Annotated in this window: 13 protein-coding genes; 7 read left to right on the top strand and 6 right to left on the bottom strand. The window is 54.3% G+C overall.

The genetic code is table 11. The features are described from left to right. Positions 1-2 precede the first annotated feature (2 nt). From hemZ to KE531_11050, 3 genes are all read right to left on the bottom strand, one after another. A complete protein-coding gene (gene hemZ / locus KE531_11060; GenBank protein MBR9954142.1) occupies positions 3-1,445 on the bottom strand; it encodes a coproporphyrinogen dehydrogenase HemZ in 1,443 nt (480 codons plus the stop codon). Further along, positions 1,442-2,086: an MBL fold metallo-hydrolase gene (locus KE531_11055; protein ID MBR9954141.1), complete on the bottom strand. Its 645-nt coding sequence runs from the start codon at positions 2,084-2,086 to the stop codon at positions 1,442-1,444. The genes hemZ and KE531_11055 overlap by 4 nt, the downstream gene beginning before the upstream one ends. 90 nt (positions 2,087-2,176) lie before the next feature. Continuing rightward, positions 2,177-4,459 carry a bifunctional (p)ppGpp synthetase/guanosine-3',5'-bis(diphosphate) 3'-pyrophosphohydrolase gene (locus tag KE531_11050; protein ID MBR9954140.1) on the bottom strand — a complete coding sequence of 761 codons (2,283 nt, stop codon included), beginning with the start codon at positions 4,457-4,459 and terminating at the stop codon, positions 2,177-2,179. A 421-nt stretch (positions 4,460-4,880) separates the two neighbouring features. On the opposite strand from KE531_11050, the gene KE531_11045 reads away from it, so the two are divergent. From KE531_11045 to KE531_11015, 7 genes are all read left to right on the top strand, one after another. After that, positions 4,881-6,059, top strand: coding sequence for an amidohydrolase (locus KE531_11045; protein MBR9954139.1), 1,179 nt, complete (start codon positions 4,881-4,883; stop codon positions 6,057-6,059). 79 nt (positions 6,060-6,138) lie between these two features. Beyond that, positions 6,139-7,563, top strand: a complete 1,425-nt coding sequence (locus KE531_11040) for a YfcC family protein (GenBank protein MBR9954138.1) — start codon at positions 6,139-6,141, stop codon at positions 7,561-7,563. 114 nt (positions 7,564-7,677) lie between these two features. Continuing rightward, on the top strand, positions 7,678-9,294 hold the full coding sequence (locus KE531_11035; GenBank protein MBR9954137.1) for a gamma-glutamyltransferase family protein: 1,617 nt from the start codon (positions 7,678-7,680) through the stop codon (positions 9,292-9,294). A 207-nt stretch (positions 9,295-9,501) separates the two neighbouring features. Next, a complete protein-coding gene (locus KE531_11030) occupies positions 9,502-12,084 on the top strand; it encodes an FAD-dependent oxidoreductase (GenBank protein ID MBR9954136.1) in 2,583 nt (860 codons plus the stop codon). A gap of 439 nt (positions 12,085-12,523) precedes the next feature. Continuing rightward, positions 12,524-14,062, top strand: coding sequence for an AbgT family transporter (locus tag KE531_11025; GenBank protein MBR9954135.1), 1,539 nt, complete (start codon positions 12,524-12,526; stop codon positions 14,060-14,062). Between the two features lie 46 nt (positions 14,063-14,108). Beyond that, a complete protein-coding gene (locus KE531_11020) occupies positions 14,109-14,603 on the top strand; it encodes a pyridoxamine 5'-phosphate oxidase family protein (GenBank protein ID MBR9954134.1) in 495 nt (164 codons plus the stop codon). A gap of 67 nt (positions 14,604-14,670) precedes the next feature. Next, positions 14,671-15,459 carry a polysaccharide deacetylase family protein gene (locus KE531_11015; GenBank protein MBR9954133.1) on the top strand — a complete coding sequence of 263 codons (789 nt, stop codon included), beginning with the start codon at positions 14,671-14,673 and terminating at the stop codon, positions 15,457-15,459. A gap of 95 nt (positions 15,460-15,554) precedes the next feature. On the opposite strand, the gene KE531_11010 is transcribed toward KE531_11015, so the two are convergent. The 3 genes from KE531_11010 to KE531_11000 all read right to left on the bottom strand — a co-directional run bounded on the left by KE531_11010 (position 15,555) and on the right by KE531_11000 (position 18,212). Next, positions 15,555-16,718: a polysaccharide deacetylase family protein gene (locus KE531_11010; GenBank protein MBR9954132.1), complete on the bottom strand. Its 1,164-nt coding sequence runs from the start codon at positions 16,716-16,718 to the stop codon at positions 15,555-15,557. A gap of 119 nt (positions 16,719-16,837) precedes the next feature. Beyond that, positions 16,838-17,371: an HD domain-containing protein gene (locus tag KE531_11005; protein MBR9954131.1), complete on the bottom strand. Its 534-nt coding sequence runs from the start codon at positions 17,369-17,371 to the stop codon at positions 16,838-16,840. Positions 17,372-17,405: 34 nt separating this feature from the next. Beyond that, entirely contained in the window at positions 17,406-18,212 is an 807-nt protein-coding gene (locus KE531_11000; GenBank protein MBR9954130.1) for a mechanosensitive ion channel family protein, read from the bottom strand. Between the last annotated feature and the right edge of the window lie 28 nt (positions 18,213-18,240).

The following is an 18,240-nucleotide window of genomic DNA, read 5'->3' as shown; positions in this document are numbered from 1 at the left end:
AGTCACGGCAGCTTTTCAAGCATTTTTTCCTTCCTGGCAATCATTTCGTCAATCCGCTCGATATACTGGCCGACGTCCTTCACGTTTTCCACACGCTCCAGCCGGTTTTCCGCCGGGAAGGCCACCTTCGTCGTGGTTCCTGCGCCGCAGCCGACGATAGTCTGCTTTTCTTCCATAATCAGGATATTGTAAATGCAGGCTTTCCCGGGCGCCGCATAGCCGACGTTCTCAAAGTTCCCGGCCATGTTTTTCTGCCGGTAAAGGTAGTAGGGAAGAAGACCCACCTCTCTGGCATACTCCGCCGTCAAGTCAACCATCTCCTGGGTATTCCGGATTTTTAAGTTCGCGTACTGTTCCCGGAACATGTTAAGCCTGGCGGCCCGCTTGATGGCGAGGGAATGGACGGTGACGCTGTCCGGCGCCATGGCCTTTAATTCTTCCATGGTGGCGCGCACGTCGTCGATGTCTTCCTCCGGAAGGCCGATGATTAAGTCCATATTGATGTTGTCAAAGCCAAGCTCTCTCGCAAGGGCGTATTTTTCCTTCACCATCTCCACCGTGTGCCGCCGGCCGATTAAATCCAGCGTGGCCTGCTTCATGGTCTGGGGATTGATGGAAATCCGCGTGATCCCATGCTTTCTTAACGCCAGAAGCTTTTCTCTCGTGATGCTGTCAGGCCGTCCCGCCTCCACGGTGAACTCGCTGACAGAAGAAAGGTCGAAAAGCTCCTCAATTTTTGTGAGGATGGCGTCTAACTCCCCGGCCTCTAAGGACGTGGGTGTCCCGCCGCCGAAATAAACCGTGTCCAGGGTGCGCCCCTTCATTTTTTCGGCCGTGTAGGAAAGTTCCTTAAACAGCGCATCAAGATAAAGCCCTGTCTTTCCCTTCCATGCGCCGATGGGATACGACGTAAACGAACAGTACAGGCAGGTGGTCGGGCAGAACGGGATGCCCACATAGAGGCTGTACCCGTTTTCATAGTCGATGTTCTTTAAAAGCTCCCGCTCGCGGCCGGCAATTTCGATGCTCAAGTCAATTTTTTCCCGGCTCGTTAAGTAGGTTTCCTCCATGAACCGGCCGATCTCGTCTTCACTCTGGCCCGCCTCCAGCCTCGTAAGGGCAATCTTCGTGGGGCGGATCCCCGTGAGCGTCCCCCAGGGCAGCGTCTTTTTCGTCTTTTCCGAGAGCAGGCCGTAAAGCTCCCGCTTGATTTTTGATTTCGCCGTCTGGCGTTCTTCATACTCTACGGGAAATTCCAGGTTCCCCGTCACGGAATCGCCTTCCAGAATGCGGAACCGGAAATGTCCATCCGAATACGTTCCTTCTATATAATATGATACATCTTCCCGCCGTTCATGAACAAAGGACTCTCCCGGATAAAAAGCCATCAAAAGCTCGCGCATGTCCTGCTCATAAGCAGTATCATTTAATAAAAGCCCGATCATAGCTTCAGCCTCGCAAGAGGATTGTATTTTTTCTCAAAGCCGATGGTAGTCGGATCCATATGGCCAGGGTAAACCATCACGTCGTCCGGAAGCTCCTTTAACAGCCGGTTCACCGAGTAGGCAATGGACTTGCCGCTGCCCGTCGGAAGATCCGTCCGGCCGTAAGACATGTGGAAAATCGTGTCGCCGGCAAAGAGGACTTCTTCTTTTTCGATGTAGTAACAGCAGGAGCCGATGGTATGTCCCGGCGTCTCAAAAACCTTGAAGGAAAAGCCGGCCAGCTCTAAAACATCGCCCTCCCGCACCGTCTTATCCGGCACGAGGGAATAGGGCTTCCCGTAATAATTTTCCACCAGATTTTTCTCGCCGTCCTCTAAAATCACCAGCTCTTTCTCCGCAGCATAAACCGGCACGCCCCACTCTTTCCGCAGGTCATCGGCCGCCATCATGTGATCGAAATGGCCGTGGGTCAAAAGGATCGCCTCCGGCCTAAGGCCCAGGTTCTTAAGCCCCGAAGAAATCACGTCTGCCCCGTCGCCGGGATCCACGATTACGGCCCGTTTTGTCTCCTCATTGTAAACAAGGTAGCAGTTGGTGGACACCAGCCCTACCACGAGTGTCTTTACACGAATCTCGCTCATCGCTTCCGTCTCCTTTTTGAGATTGATAACAGAGGCCCGCCGGACGCCATACGCCGGCAGGCCCCTCTATGGTTTCAAGGTTCGCCCGGATTACCCTGCCGTACGCTGGATATCCAGGACGCCCTCGATCTGTCTTACTTTATCCATCAGGCTGTTTAGTTCTTCGATTCCGTGGGTATCAAAGGACATGGTGATCGTCGCCTTCCCCTGCTTGTTGACGCGGGCATTCATGTTTGTCACGTCAATCTGACGCTCGGTGAAAATCTTCGAGATATCCACGAACATGCCGATCCTGTTGTTGGCAAAAATCTGGATTTCTGTGGAGTATTTCGCCTGTCCCTGGTCGTTTTCCGGCGCCTGCCACTCTGCGTCGATGAGTCTGGCACGCTCCAACTCCGGAAGATTCAGGATATTGATACAGTCTGTGCGGTGGATCGTAACCCCACGGCCCCTCGTGACAAAGCCGACGATCTCGTCGCCCGGTACCGGGCTGCAGCACTTGGCAAATTTTACCGCCAGATCGTGAATCCCCTTCACAACGATGCCGCTCTTGGACTTTCCAGCAATCGGCACGACTTCCGGGCGGTTGCTGTCGCCGAGACTGTCGAGGATGGTGGCGTCTGTCACCTCGCGCTTTAGCTTCTTCTCCCGCTCTTCCACCATCTTGTTGATGACCTGGCCCTCTTTCAAGCCGCCGTGGCCGATGGAGGCGAGGACAGAATCCCAGTCCTTGTAGGCGTACCGTTTCATGACCTTTTCCATGAATTCCGGCTTGCTGATATCAGCGTAGTTGATGCCCTTGGCCTTGCAGTAACGGTCGATCATCTCACGGCCGCGGATGATATTGTCGGCCTTTAATTCCTGTTTGAACCAGTTGTTGATCTTATTCTTCGCCTGGGTGCTCTTTACAATGGCGAGCCAGTCGCGGCTCGGGCCTTTGGAATTCTGGGAGGTCATGATCTCCACACGGTCGCCGTTCTGGAGCACGTAGTCAATGTTGACGAGCTTTCCGTTCACCCTGGCGCCAACCATCTTGTTTCCGACGGCGCTGTGGATCGAGTAGGCAAAGTCGATGGGCGTGGAGCCGCTCGGCAGGTTTTTCACGTCGCCGGTGGGCGTAAAGCAGTACACGCTGTCGGCGAACAGGTCGAGGTCGCTCTTTAACAGGCTCAAGAACTCCTTGTTGTCGGACATGTCCTTCTGCCATTCGAGGATCTGGCGCAGCCAGCTTAATTTCTTTTCCTCGTCGCCTGCCGCAACCGTTCCGCTGCCGCTCTCCTTGTACTTCCAGTGGGCCGCGATACCGAATTCCGCGGTGCGGTGCATCTCAAAGGTACGGATCTGGATCTCAAAGGGCTGGCCGTTGGTGCCGATGAGCGTCGTATGTAAGGACTGGTACATATTCGGCTTCGGCATGGCAATGTAATCCTTAAACCGGCCCGGGATCGGCTTATACATTTCATGGATCACACCGAGGGCTGCATAGCAGTCCTTGACCGTGTCCACGATGATCCGCACGGCAAAAATATCGTAAATCTGATCCAGCGTCTTGTGCTGGTTCGTCATCTTTTTATAGATACTGAAGAAATGCTTGACCCGGCCTTCCACCTCGCACTTGATCTCGGCGTTTGTCATGTGATTTTTTACTTCACGGATAATGTCATTGATGAAAGCCTGCCTGGCATCTTTTGTCAGGGCAATCTTTTCCTCAAGGTCTTTGTACGCCTCCGGTTCCAGGTATTTGAGCGCCAGATCGTCAAGCTCAATCTTGATCCTGGAAATACCAAGTCGGTCGGCAAGGGGCGAGTAGATCTCGATGGTTTCCCTGGCCTTTTCCTTCTGTTTTTCCGGCTTCATATATTGAAGCGTCCGCATGTTGTGAAGACGGTCAGCCAGTTTAATTAAGATGACACGGATGTCCTTTGCCATGGCGAGGAACATCTTTCTTAAGTTTTCTGCCTGAATCTCCACCTTGTCGGCCGACCAGGAGAGCTGTGTCAGCTTGGTAACGCCGTCCACGAGAAGAGCCACCTCAGCGCCGAAGAGCTTTGTGATCTCCTCATCAGTCAAAACCGTGTCCTCCACCACGTCATGCAGGATACCGGCAATGATCGTCTCTTTGTCAAGCTCCAGATCCGACAGGATAATGGCAACGCAGAGCGGGTGGATAATATACGGCTCCCCGGATTTACGCTTCTGATCCTTATGGGCATCTCTGGCAATCTCATATGCCTTCTGGATCATGGACAGGTCATCCGAAGGATGATATCTTTTTATGCTGGCAACAAGCTCGTCATAAAGTACCTCCGGGCTTGTAAAATCCGCCGGAGCTTCCAGCTCCGTCACAATTTCTTTCAATTTATTTTCTTCCATCCGTTTCACCTTCTCTTCAAAGCATTTTCCATCCGGCCCTTTCGCCGACATTCCCCATCTTATAATGATATATACGTTCAATTATAAATTTATTTGTCATAAAATGCAATCGTTATTTCGCGCAATGCGACAAAATAAGCGGTTTTCCGGTGCCTGCGGCACGTGCTCCGCCATGGGGGCTTATGGACAGTATGCCCCATTTTTCACCGCCATTGCACATATTTTTGTATTCTATGCAAAATTCCGGAATACCTATTATAATATTTTTTCATAGCCCAAGCCCCCTAAAACAGTTGCAATCTGTAAACAAATACTATAAAATAAGCTTCATTACTTAATTTTTTATAAAATTTATTTAACTTTTTTCTGTACTGTTCCATTCTGCGGAATGGCGGCACAGGAAATTGAAGGAGGTCTGCTCATGGAAACTAAAGAACTCGTATTAAAATATGCAGATGACATGGCTGCTGTCCGCAGGCATATTCACCAGCATCCGGAACTAAGCCATCAGGAATTTGCCACCACGGCACTTATCAAAGAGAAGCTGGCAGAATACGGTGTGGAAATTGCTGAAATCGGCCTGGAGACCGGCGTTGTCGGAATCCTGCGCGGCGGAAAGCCGGGAAAAACGGTTGCCATCCGCGAAGACATCGACGCACTGCCCATGGCAGAGCTCACAGGTCTCCCGTTTGCTTCCGAAGTGGAGGGAGTCTGCCACTCCTGCGGCCATGATATTCATACCACAACGCTTTTATACTGCGCCAGAGTGCTGTCCGAAATCAAGGACGAACTGGCAGGAAATGTGGTTTTCCTGTTCCAGCCGGCCGAGGAGAACGGCACCGGCGCCAAATATATGGTAGAGAAAGGCGCCCTGAACGTGATAAAGCCCGACGTTTTCATCGGCCTTCACGTATCGCCGGAATATGACGCCGGCTCCATCGGCCTCAAAAAAGGCCCGGCCAACGCTTCCTGCGACGTCTTCTCCATCAAAATCAGCGGAAAAGGCGGCCACGGCGCCCATCCGGAAAACTGCATCGACCCCATCGCCATCAGCGCGTATGTCCTCGCACAGCTCCAGACGGTTATTTCCCGTGAGAACCACCCGGTTTACCCGGCCGTCATGACTATCGGCAGCATCCACGGCGGAAAGGCGCCAAACGTCATCCCGGATTTCGTGGAGATGAGCGGTACCTTAAGAAGCTTAAACGCCGACAGCCGCGCAGCCATGCAGAATGCCATCGACCGCATCGTAAAATCCTGCTCAGAGGCCATGAGAGGCCAGGGCGAGGTTACATGGAACAAGGGAATGCCGCCGCTTGTAAACGATGAAAGCGTCATCGACGGACTCCGCGCCGCCGCAGAAAAGACCATCGGCGCAGACCACATCGTGACGGTTCCGAACCCGTCCCTTGGCTCTGAGGACTTCTCCTACATGTTCCCGGAGTACGGCCCCGGCGCACAGTTCCGCTTAGGTTCCGGAAACAACGAAGATCCCAACACAAGACACGGCCTTCACAACTCGAAGAATGTGTTCGACGAAAAATGCCTGGCCGCAGGCGCCTCCGTGCTGATTCAGTACGTCCGCGACTTTTTGAAGTAAAAGCGCAAAAAGATAAGGAATCTCTCCGGCGCCCCATATGCGGGGCGCCAGGATTCAAGAATATAAAAGGAGCGTATCTATGGAAAAACAGAAAAAGAAATTCCAGCTTCCCAGTACATGTGCCCTGCTCTTCATGCTGACGATCTTCGCCGCTATCCTGACCTGGGTCATTCCAGCAGGCGAGTTCGACACAGAGCAGATTGACGGCACTACCCGTGCCATCGCCGGCACCTATCACGCTATCGAACAGAGTCCGCAGGGGCCCTGGGCTGTACTCGAAGCGACGATTACAGGCTTCACAAAATCCAGCACAGCCGTCCTGATGGTTATGGTTATGTTTATCGGTGCCGCCGTCCATCTTCTTCAGAAAACCGGTGCCATTGAAATCGCATTTAAGAGCATCGCAAGCGGCGGAAAACAGGCTAATGACTATGTAATCGCCTTTGTACTCATGCTGTTCATGACCATCGGCGGCGCATGCGGCGTTTTCGCAAATCCGACGGTTGCCCTTGTTCCCATCGGAATCATTCTTTCTCAGGCTATCGGATTGGATGCGGCTGCCGGAATGATGTTAGTGTATCTGGGAGCATACTCTGGTTTTAATATTGGCTGGGCAAACCCGTCTACTCTTGGCGTCGCACATCCGATTGCTGAGCTTCCTGTTTTCTCCGGTATGGGTGTCCGCGTTTTCATCCATGTTATCAACTTCATCATGACATATGTTTTTGTCGTTATGTACATGAAGAGAATCCGCAAGGATCCGACCAAAAGCCTTAATTATGAGCCTGGCCTTAAAACTTCCCAGTTCATGGGACTGCAGGATGAGGGCAACACAGATGCCCTGAATGGACGTCTTAATGTCGGCCAGATCATCGCCCTTGCCTCCACGCTGGCCGCCATCGTTGTCGTTGTAATCGGTTCCGTTCAGTTTGGATGGGGCAACTCCCAGTTTGCAGCCGTATTCTTCCTTGTTGCCGTTATCATCGGTCTCACAAATGGCTATGGTGTCAACGGAACAACCAAGGAATTTATTACCGGCGCTTCCAAGATGGTAAATGCTGCTTTTATCATTGGCTTTGCCAACGCAATTTCTGTCGTACTTACTAACGGGCAGATTCTGAATACGATTGTTTACTACCTGTCTCTGCCGCTTTCTCAGGTTGGCCCTGTGTTAGGTGCAAACCTGATGATGGTCATAAATACGGCCATCAACCTGTTTATCCCGTCCGGCTCCGGCCAGGCTGCGGTCGTTATGCCTTTAATGGTTCCGACTGCCGACCTTACGGGAATTACCCGTCAGGTAGCAGTTCAGGCTTACCAGTTCGGCGCAGGTTTTGCTGATTGTATCATCCCGACGGCCGGTACCCTGATGGGCAGCCTTGGTATCGCGGGAATCTCCTACAACAAGTGGGTTAAGAGCTATGCTCCGCTTCTCATCCTTCAGTTTGTATTTTCTATCATTATGCTGACGGTTCTTCAGACCATCGGCTGGACAGGTGTCTAATCCCAAAGCGTTTAAGAGCTGTGAGGCATGAAATCTCACAGCTCTTTTTCTTGCATTTTCCCCGCATCCGCAGTACCATAAAATCAGAAAATTTACCGCAAAAAGGAGTCTCTTATGGAATTTCAGTTTGATCCCCTTACCTACCGCTACCCGTCGCGGCGCACGGTGACGTACGGCGCACGCGGCATGGTCTGCGCGGCGCAGCCCCTGGCGGCCCAGGCCGGCCTCGATATCATTAAGCAGGGCGGGAACGCCTTCGACGGCATCCTGGCGGCAGCCGCCTGCATGATGCTCACGGAGCCCATGTCCTGCAACATGGGCGGCGACGGCTTTGCCATCCTCTGTCACGAGGGAAAGCTTTACGGCTTAAACGCCAGCGGCCCGGCCCCCATGCTTTTAAGCATCGACGCCTTAAAGGCCGCCGGACACACGGAAATGCCGCGGCTTGGCTGGGGCGCCGTCACCGTACCAGGCGTCACCTCCGGCTGGGCCGAAATCAACCGCCGCTTCGGCCGCCTTCCGCTCACCGAAATCCTGAAACCTGCCATCTCCTATGCCAGGGACGGCTTCCCGGTGGCTCCCGTGGCGTCAAGGCTCTGGAAAAATGCCTGGCGGAATTTAAAGAGGGAAACGCCGGAAGAGCATTTTAACACCTGGGCCGAGGTTTTTGCGCCGGACGGGCATGCGCCGGAGGCCGGAACGCTTTTTAAGGCCCCCGCCTTTGCCGAAACTTTAGAAGAGCTTGCCCGGACAAACTGTGAGTCCTTCTACCGCGGCGCCATCGCCGACGAAATCGACGCGTTTTCCAAAAAGACCGGCGGTTATATCAGAAAGGACGACCTGGCTGCTTACCATGCCGAATGGGTGGAGCCCATCACCACAAACTACCGCGGCTTCGATGTCTGGGAGCTTCCGCCGAACGGCCACGGACTTGTCGTCTTGATGGCGCTCAACATTTTAGAGGGCTTTGACCTTTCCGGCGGCCATGAAAATCCTGAGGTACTCCATCGGATCATCGAGTCCTTAAAGCTGGCCTTTGCCGACGGGAAACGATACATCTCTGACCCGAAGGCCATGAAAACCGAGGTAAAACGCCTGCTTTCCAAAGAATACGCCGAAAAGCGGCGGGCCTTAATCGGGAAAGAGGCCATGGATCCCATGGCAGGCGACCCCTACTGCGGCGACACGGTCTATCTCTGCGCTGCCGACGGCGAGGGGAACATGATCAGCTACATCCAGTCCACCTTTGCCGGCTTCGGCTCCGGAATCTCCCTCCCCGGGACAGGCATCGTCTTCCAGAACCGCGGCAACGGCTTCACCATGGACGAAACCATGGATAACTGCGTAGCGCCGGGCAAACGCCCCTACCACACCATCATCCCCGGCTTCCTCACAAAGGACGGAAAGCCTCTCGGCCCCTTCGGCGTCATGGGCGGCTTCATGCAGCCCCAGGGACATCTCCAGGTGCTCACCAACATGATCGACTTTCACATGAATCCCCAGGAGGCCCTCGACGCCCCGCGGTTCATGTGGACAAAGGGAAAGGAAATCCAGTTAGAGCACGGCTTCGGCGCGCCTCTCATCGACATCCTCTCCCGGCGGGAGCACCAGATCCAGGTGCCGTCCGCAAACATCATGCTGGGCCGCGGCCAGATTATTTTAAGGAGCGGGGAAGGCGTCCTCTGCGGCGCTTCGGAGCCGCGAACCGACGGAATGGCAGCCGCCTGGTAAAAAATTTCTGATTACGTTTCGTAATCGCTGTGATTACAAGATTTTATTCATGGCTTTTCCTTATTTTCTTTACTTTGCCGCCGTAATCAGGTACAATAGAATTTAGGTATGGCCCGCAGGAAGTTTCGCATTTGCCAGACTTCCCGCGGGCCTTGAGTTTATCTTACATAATGAAAGGGGCAGTGTCTCCCACTGCAGGGTGAAAGCATGAAAGTATTGATTATCGGGGGCGTTGCTGCCGGTACCAAGGCAGCCGCCAAGCTTAAGAGAATGGACCGTTCTCTTGACGTAACCATCGTAACCATGGGAAAAGACATTTCCTATGCCGGATGCGGGCTTCCGTACTATGTGGGGAATGTGATTCCTGACAAGTCCCAGCTCATCGTAAATACTCCGGCTTCCTTCTCCGCCCTGACCGGCGCAAAGGTTTTAACTGAGCGCGAGATCGTAAAGCTTGATGTAAACGGAAAAAAGGCCGAGGCTAAGAACCTGCGGACAGGAAATACCGAAGAGTATGATTATGATGTCTGTCTCATCGCCACGGGCGCATCTCCCATTGTCCCGCGGTTAGAGGGCATCACTCTTCCCGGCGTCTTCACCATGCGTACTCCCCAGGATGCCATCGAAATCCGGGAATATTTAGAGTCCAACGCCCCGAAGAAGGCCGTGGTTGTCGGCGGCGGCTTCATCGGCCTTGAGGCAGCCGAAAACCTGCTTGCCCAGGGTCTCTCCGTCACAGTCATTGATATGGCCGATCAGATCATGCCCGGCTTCGACCCGGAGATGGCCGACTATGCAAAGCGCCATCTGATTAAGAAGGGCATCAAGGTTTTAACCGGCACGAAGATGGAGTCCATCACGGGCACCGTAAAGGCCGAGGGCGTCAAGACCGACAAGGGAGAATTAAAGGCTGACATCGTCGTCATGTCCCTTGGAATCCGTCCCAACACCGCCTTCTTAAAGGACACGGGCCTGGAGTTCATGCCCAACGGCACGATTCCGGTGGACGGAAAGCTCCGTACCAACTTAGAAAACATTTATGCAGCCGGCGACTGCGCCTGCGTCGTAAACCGTCAGACCGGAAAGCGGGCATGGTCCCCGATGGGTTCCTCTGCCAACATGGAGGGCCGCACCTTTGCAAGGGCGCTCTGCGGCGAGGATGTCTCCTATGAGGGCGTTCTCGGAACGGCTGTCGTAAAGCTTCCCGACTTAAACGGCGGTCGCACCGGCCTCTCCGAGCTTTCCGCAAAGGAAGAGGGCTACGATGTGGTGTCCAACCTCTGTATCGTTGACGACAAGGCACACTACTATCCGGGCGCTTCCACCTTTATTATTAAAACCGTAGCTGACAAAGCTTCCAGAAAGCTCCTTGGTCTCCAGGTGCTCGGCTCCGGCGCCGTCGACAAAGTGACCGACGTGGCCGTGACCGCCATCACCATGGACGCCACCGTTGATCAGCTCATGAACCTTGACATGGCTTACGCGCCGCCGTTCTCCACGGCAATCCATCCGTTTGTGACGGCTGTGAGCATCCTGACAAACAAGATGGACGGCATCCTGGAGAGCTTTTCACCGGCTGAATTTGCCGCAGGCGCCGCTGACGGCTACAAGGTTATTGATACGTCTCCTGTTCCGGCCATCCCGGATGCGCCGTATGTGGATGTCAATCAGGTGAACGGGCCTGTGGACGGCCTTGATAAGGATGAAAAGATCCTGATTATCTGTGCAAAGGGCAAGAGAAGCTACCTGCTCCAGAACCGCCTGAAATTCTACGGCTACACCAACACGAAGGTTCTCGAAGGCGGACTGACCTTCAATATTTATAAGAAGGCAGCAGCCGGAAAAGTGACCGTAAGCGCCGAGGAAATCACCCGCTTAAAGGCTCTCGGCTGCCTCCACAATAAGGGAACCGACAACTTCAACGTCCGTGTCATCACAAGAAACGGCAACATCACAGCGGCTGAGAACCAGGCCATCGCCGCGGCAGCCGAGAAATATGGCAGCGGCCGCATCGCCATGACGACGCGTCTTACTATGGAAATCATCGGTGTTCCCTACGGAAACATCGACGCGCTCCGCGAGGATCTGGCAGATGCCGGCTTAGAGACGGGCGGCACCGGCTCCAAGGTGCGTCCGGTTGTGGCCTGCAAGGGAACCACCTGCCAGTACGGACTTCTGGATTCCTATGCGCTGTCCGACAAGATCCACGAGATCTTCTACCATGGCTACGCCGGCGTAAAGCTTCCGCATAAGTTCAAAATTGCGGTCGGCGGCTGCCCCAACAACTGCGTAAAGCCGAACCTTAACGATCTAGGTATCGTCGGCCAGAGAATCCCGCAGTTCAACAGCGATCTCTGCCATGGCTGCAAGGTCTGCCAGGTTGAGGCGTCCTGCCCGATGAAGGCTTCTGCCGTCAAGGACGGAAAGCTTGTCATCGACGGCGAGAACTGCAACAACTGCGGACGCTGTGTCGGAAAGTGCCCGTTCCATGCACTTGACGAAGGCACCTACGGCTACAAGATCTACATCGGCGGCCGCTGGGGCAAGAGAGTGGCTCACGGCCATGCTTTAAGCCCGGTATTCTCCACCGAGGAAGAAGTCCTCTCCATCATCGAGAAGGCCATCCTCTTATTCCGCGAACAGGGCGAGACCGGCGAGCGCTTCGCCGACACCATCGAGCGCCTTGGCTTCGAGAATGTGGAAAAACAGCTCTTATCCGACGACATCTTAAAGAGACGCGACGAGATTATCGGCGCACAGCTTCACCTTGTGGGCGGTGCAACCTGCTAATCCGTTTCATAACAGTCAGCCGCACGGCGGGCCTTTCGCGGGCCTGCCGGTGCGGCTGCTTTTTGTTTGTATAAAATTGATATTTTCTTAACGCAATTTTATTAAATTTTATTATTTTTTAACAAATCCCTTTCATTTTTCCCAAAATGTGCTAGAATAGACCTATTATATTATCTCATAACAACTTCCCGCAAAATGGGACAAGAGGTGCAGAAAGGAGGCGCAATAGGAGCCGCACCATTTTCATCTGTTCTGCCATCTCATGCAGAACATCAGCCGCGAAATTCCGGCAGGCCGCGCGGGCGCCAGGACATTGCGGCAGTATCGGAACCTCCTTTTTGCAGAAAAACGGATGATTTCGATCCAATGAATCTCCGCCCCTTTGAAAAGAACGGGCCAGAGATTCCCCAAGTCTATTACTTAAGACAGGAGGTCTTTTATGGCAAAGAACAAAAAAGGTTCATTGATGGACCGCTTTCTAAATGTAATCGAATATGGATGCAACAAGCTTCCCAGCCCATTCACCATGTTCATGTGGCTGTTCCTGTTTATTGCAGTTCTATCCCTGATTTTTTCCATGCTGGGTGTATCCGTGACGAGTCCGTCAGACGGGTCAGAGGTAGTCGTTCAGAACTTCTTCTCACAGGAAGGCTTATCCTGGTTCCTCAAAAGCGTTACCACGAACTTCAGCGGCTTCGCTTCTCTCGGCCTGGTACTGTCCATGACATTAGGTATCAGCCTCTGTGAGCAGGTCGGACTGGTTGACAGCCTTCTGAAAAAAAGTATGGCCAACGTATCCGCAGGGATTGTTCCCTATGTGGTTGCCCTGATCGGTACCTGCGGAAACCTGGCTTCCGATACGTGCAGCGTTCTCGTTCCGCCGCTCGCAGCCATCGCTTTCCTGGGCGTCGGCAGAAGCCCGGTGGCCGGCCTCATGTGCGGATGGATTGCCGCTAACGCCGGTTTCTCTGCGAACCTGATGATCGCCGGAACCGACTCTCTTTTAGCCGGTATCACCAACACCTCGATCCAGGTGCTTCTTGGAAGCGACACTACTTTCACCGTTGACAGCGCCTGCAACTGGTTCTTCATGGTTGCTTCTACCTTCCTTGTAACCATCGTTGTCGGCTGGTGCACGAACCATCTCCTTGAGCCCCGTGTCGGAAAATATCACGGCGAAGCGGCCTTAAGCAAGGAGGAACTGACCCCCATCCAGTTAAAGGGTCTCCGCAACAGCGGAATCGTTCTGTTAGTCTATGTTGCAGTTATCGTGATCGGAATCGTTGCCGGCCCTCTGGCAAATCCGGAAACCGGCGGAATCGTCGGCAGCCTTTTCTTAAGCGGCCTGATCCCGATTATCCTTTTAATGTTTGTTCTTTGCGGTATTGCCTACGGCGTTACCACAGGTGTGATTAAAAATGAGCGCGACGTGACGAGCCGTTTTACAAAGGCCATGGCCGGCATGGGCTCTTTCGTTGCTTTCTGTTTCGCCGCCGGACAGTTCACGGCTCTGTTTAACTGGACGAAGATCGGTACGGTCATCGCCATTGCAGGCGCCAATTTCCTTCAGGGTGTCGGCTTTACCGGTGCACCCATGTTTGTCGGCATCATCATCCTGACCATCATGATTAACCTGTTCATGAGCTCCGGTTCTGCAAAATGGACCATTTTGGGTCCGATTTTCGTTCCCATGCTCATGCTGCTGGGATATCATCCGGCCTTTACACAGTTAATTTACCGTATCGGTGACTCCCCGACCAATGCTCTTGCGCCGCTGTCTCCGTACCTGTACATGTGTCTGGCCGTTATGAACGAAAAGTACGATAAGGACATGAAGCTGGGAAGCTTCCTTGCTCCGTGTATCCCCACTGTTGCCGCCGTTCAGGTACTCTGGATCGCTTTCCTGCTTCTCTGGTACTTTGTCGGTCTTCCGCTTGGACCTGGAGCACCGATTTATCTTCCGGCAGGAATTATCTAAACGGACGCAGAGTGCCTGTTAAAACTAAAAAAAGGAGTTGCCTGTCATGTTCAGAGAAATGCGAAGAAAGCGCCAGGCCCTCTCAAAGGAGGCGTGCGAGGCTGTCCTGGCCTCCTGCACCTGCGGCGTCCTGGCCGTATCCGGGGACGACGGCTATCCCTATGCCGTTCCCTTAAGCTATGTCTATGAAGACGGGAAATTTTTCTTCCACTGTGCCAAATCCGGCCACAAGCTTGACGCCATAGACAGAAACCATAAGGTTTCATTCTGCGTCGTGGAAAAGGACGAGATTGTCCCGGAAGAGTACACTACTTATTTCCGAAGCGTCATTGCCTTTGGACAGATCCGCCGCCTGGAGGATGACACCGAAAAGCGGGCGGCCATTGAAAAGCTGGCGGCCAGGTATGCGCCGGACGACAGCGCAGAAAACCGGGCCAGCGCCATCGACAAGGAATGGGCTCCGCTCTGCATGCTGGAGCTTGACGTGGAACATATGACCGGCAAGGAAGCTATCGAGCTTACAAAGAAGCGCGGGGGCTGATGCCGGAAACGCATAGGCGAGCTGGAAAACGCATAAAATAGAAGGAATTCGATTCTTCGAGGCCCAGATGAAAAACCGTGATTTCTTTTTCCAGCTTCCCGAAAATGCCGTTTTCTGGCTGCTCCTTCTCTTTCTTGCCGCCGGATCCGCCTCCTCCCTTTATGGAAAGGCAACCGGACGGATCGAAACAGCCGCCTCGGGGCGTGTGCTCTCACCAATCTCGGTGATCTCCCCGCAGGCGGCTTCTTCTGCCCTGGCGCCCATCACGCAGGTCTCCGGCTGCGGCCCGCTCTGCGCCCTGACCTTTGACGTGACGTCGGCTAAGGACGATCCAAGGCCTGTCCTTGCTGCCCTCGAATCTGCCGGAGTGAACGCCACCTTTTTCCTGTCGGAAGACTGGGTGCTCTCCCATCCGGAGGAGACGAAGGCGCTTTCAGAAAGCGGCCATGAAATCGGCCTGACGTCTGCCGCCTCGGAAAATCACCGCGGCCTGTCAAAATCCGAGCTGCGCGCCCGCCTCGTCTCCCTCGCGGAAACGGTCCGGACACTTACCGGCCAGACGCCGTCCCTGTTCCGGCCGCCATACGGAGACCCGGAAAATCCCATCACCGATGCAGCCTCTGACCTGGGATATGCCGTCATCGGGGCAAGCTGTGACAGCCTGGACTGGAAGGACTACGGCTCTGAAGCCATTGCCGCACAGATTCTTAACGAGTGTGAACCAGAAAGCGGCAGCATTCTCCAGTTCCGCGGCGGAGCCAAATACACGGCCGCCGCCTTGGAGCCGATCCTTTCCGGGCTCCAGGGACTCGGCCTCTCTGCGACGACGGTATCCGGGCTTTTCCCGGATTCGTGAAAGGGAACTCTGCCAGCAGAAAAGGCTGCCGCTGCCGGGGAATTTTGTTTCCCTGGCAGCGGCAGCCTTTTGCTGTCCGCGTATGTTATATGATTTTATGGCCGGAACTTATTGTAGGATGCACCTGCCTTCATTCCGCCGCGCAGGCTCGCCATCTCGCTGACCGTCACAAGCTGATAGCCGCGCTTGGTAAGCTCAGGGATCAGGATCTCCGCTGCCTCGGCAGACGGCGCGTACAGATCGTGCATCAGGATGATGTCACCGTCCTTGACATTGTTAAGCACCGTATCCACGGTCGTCTGGGCATTTTTCGTCTTCCAGTCCAGCGTATCAATGCTCCACATGATTGCAGGCACGCCTTTCTTTGCAAGAGCGGCCTTTGAAGCGTCGTTTAAAAAGCCTCCCGGCGGCCTTAAGAGCTTCGGCGTCACACCGGCTGCCGACTGGACTGCCGCATCCACCTGGCCCAGGTTTGTGAGCAGCTCGCTCTCCGACATCTTCGTTATGTATCCGTGGTTCCATGTATGGCTTGCCGGCTCACTGCCGATGGCTGCCATCCGTTTCACCGTATCGGTATAGCTCCCGATACGGTTCCCCACCATGAAAAAGGTTGCCGCGCCGCCGTTGGCTTCCAGAGAATCCAGAATCCGCGGCGTGTACTTCGACGGGCCGTCATCAAAGGTCAGGGCCACCATCGGCTTATTCGGGTCAATCACACGTCCCACCGGCTTTGGCTCTGCCGGTGCGCCGGCGCCCTTTGCCGTAATTGCAATCCGCAGCCCGTCGACCCGCAGGCCACGCCCCTCCGTTCCTGCCGTCTGTCCGTTCATGACAAGATCTGTCCATGCACCGTTTTCATAGACGGAATAATAGACATCGTAATTCTCCGCAAGCTGGCCCGTAAGCTGGATTCGAACTGCCTCCAGGGGCATCGTCGTCGTTGTCGTCCCGTTCTGGGAGAAATTCTCCTCCCAGGTGAGCCAGCCGGAGCCGCTCAAATTGACCTGATAGATGATCGTCCCCGTCATTCCCGCCGGCTGGTTGGAGAGCGTCGCCTTCATGGCCGTCACGTAGCTGCCCGGCGATGCCTGGGCGTAAGTATTATCGCCGCTGTTGCTGCTCCAGCCGATCCCGTTCTGGAAAATGCTGTACACAGCGCCCATGCTCTCAGCCGCCAGCGCGCTCATGGATAAGCCAAGAGTCATGACGGCGGCTGCCGCTGCCGTTAAAACGGCGTTCTTTCGTTTAAAAAATCTCATCACTGCCTCCTTTCCATTTATTTCAGGCCCGTATGCGGCCTGTTTTTTGGATAAGGTCATTTTACCACATTTTTGCCACAATTTTATTACGATTCCAATACGTTTTCCTGAATTTTCACTTACTGCCCGAAAATCTTTTGAAGCAGCATCCCGTACTCCGCGTATGCCGTCTCTTTTTCCAGCCCGGAAAGCCGCGCGTAAATACTCCGGTAGTACCATTCATGCTTCCTCTTGTCCTTTTCCCGGAATTTCTCCCAGACAGACTCCCCCTTTAAAAGCAGGTCCGCCGCCGTACTTCTCAGGTTGCTTAACTTATCGCCGAGGCAGATCATCTTCACCTCCACGGGGGCCGTCTCCATGTGGAGAACGGTCGTCTGTTTCCGCTCCTGCCAGCTTTTTGTCTTGTCCTCACTCTCCGCCTGCACAAGGCCGGCCACGCGGGCGCCGAACTGCTTCTCAAGCTCCTCATACGTCACGCCAGCATCCTCGATCACATCGTGGAGCAGCGCCGCACAGATGACTTCCTCGTCCCCGGTCATCCCGGAGACAATGGCCGCTGTCTCAAGCGGGTGGACAATGTACGGCACCGACGTGCCCTTCCGGAATTTCCCTTCATGTGCTTTTTCTGCAAACTCTGCCGCTTTCTGTATCATATGGTTTCCCTCCCAGAAAACGCCGGACAGGCTGCTACTTCTCCCCTATCATCCGGACATTCATGTAATTGTACGGGATTTCGATCCCCTCCCGCTCAAACGTAAGCTTGATTTCTTCCAAAAGCCTCCATCTCAAAGGCCAGTAATCTTCGGTCTTCACCCAGCCACGGACGCCAATCACGACACCGTTTCCCGTCAGGCTGTCCACATAAACAGTGATCCCGTCTTCCTTTATAATCTCCGGGCTGTCCGCATAAAGCGTCTCCAATAGCTCCTTTGCACGCTTAAGATCCGCCTGGTATCCGATTGTCACCGTCAGATCCAGCCGCCGCTTCTCCATAGTCGTCACGTTGGTGATGGTCATATTGGACAGCGTCCCGTTGGGAATCACAACTTTCTTATTGTCGATGGACAGCAGCGTCGTGTACACCAGGCCGATGGAGTAGACCGTTCCCTCGCCCTCCTCCGTCACGATATAGTCATCGACACGGAAGGGCTTCATAAAGAGAATCAGGACGCCGCCTGCGAAATTCGCCAGGCTGCCCTGGAGCGCCAGGCCGAGGGCCAGGCCGGCCGAACCTGTGACTGCCACGATGGAGGCTGTGTTCATGCCAAGCTGCTGGGCTGCCATAAAAATAAGAAGAAACAGCAGCACAGCATTGAGCAGTGCATCCAGGAACCGGAGCAGCGTGATCTCCACCTCTGCCCGCTCCAGCGAACGCCTCACCATTTTCCGGATGATGCCGATCACCTTAAAGCCGACAATCAGAATCAGCGCCGCAAGCGCCAGCCGGACTGCAAAGTCAAGAGCCTGCGGCCCCCAGCCTTTCACCGTTTCCATCAGGACATTCACCTTCTCTGCATCCAGC

This window comes from Eubacteriaceae bacterium Marseille-Q4139, from assembly GCA_018223415.1.
Taxonomy (GTDB): Bacteria; Bacillota; Clostridia; order Lachnospirales; family Lachnospiraceae; genus CABSIM01.
Note: the sequence above shows the minus strand (reverse complement) of the source record. Positions and strands in the feature narration are given on the sequence as shown.

Coding starts and splice junctions, on each gene's coding strand:
- hemZ (MBR9954142.1), bottom strand. CDS start 1,445: ATGATCGGGCTTTTATTAAATGATACTGCTTATGAGCAGGACATGCGC.
- KE531_11055 (MBR9954141.1), bottom strand. CDS start 2,086: ATGAGCGAGATTCGTGTAAAGACACTCGTGGTAGGGCTGGTGTCCACC.
- KE531_11050 (MBR9954140.1), bottom strand. CDS start 4,459: ATGGAAGAAAATAAATTGAAAGAAATTGTGACGGAGCTGGAAGCTCCG.
- KE531_11045 (MBR9954139.1), top strand. CDS start 4,881: ATGGAAACTAAAGAACTCGTATTAAAATATGCAGATGACATGGCTGCT.
- KE531_11040 (MBR9954138.1), top strand. CDS start 6,139: ATGGAAAAACAGAAAAAGAAATTCCAGCTTCCCAGTACATGTGCCCTG.
- KE531_11035 (MBR9954137.1), top strand. CDS start 7,678: ATGGAATTTCAGTTTGATCCCCTTACCTACCGCTACCCGTCGCGGCGC.
- KE531_11030 (MBR9954136.1), top strand. CDS start 9,502: ATGAAAGTATTGATTATCGGGGGCGTTGCTGCCGGTACCAAGGCAGCC.
- KE531_11025 (MBR9954135.1), top strand. CDS start 12,524: ATGGCAAAGAACAAAAAAGGTTCATTGATGGACCGCTTTCTAAATGTA.
- KE531_11020 (MBR9954134.1), top strand. CDS start 14,109: ATGTTCAGAGAAATGCGAAGAAAGCGCCAGGCCCTCTCAAAGGAGGCG.
- KE531_11015 (MBR9954133.1), top strand. CDS start 14,671: ATGAAAAACCGTGATTTCTTTTTCCAGCTTCCCGAAAATGCCGTTTTC.
- KE531_11010 (MBR9954132.1), bottom strand. CDS start 16,718: ATGAGATTTTTTAAACGAAAGAACGCCGTTTTAACGGCAGCGGCAGCC.
- KE531_11005 (MBR9954131.1), bottom strand. CDS start 17,371: ATGATACAGAAAGCGGCAGAGTTTGCAGAAAAAGCACATGAAGGGAAA.
- KE531_11000 (MBR9954130.1), bottom strand. CDS start 18,212: ATGGAAACGGTGAAAGGCTGGGGGCCGCAGGCTCTTGACTTTGCAGTC.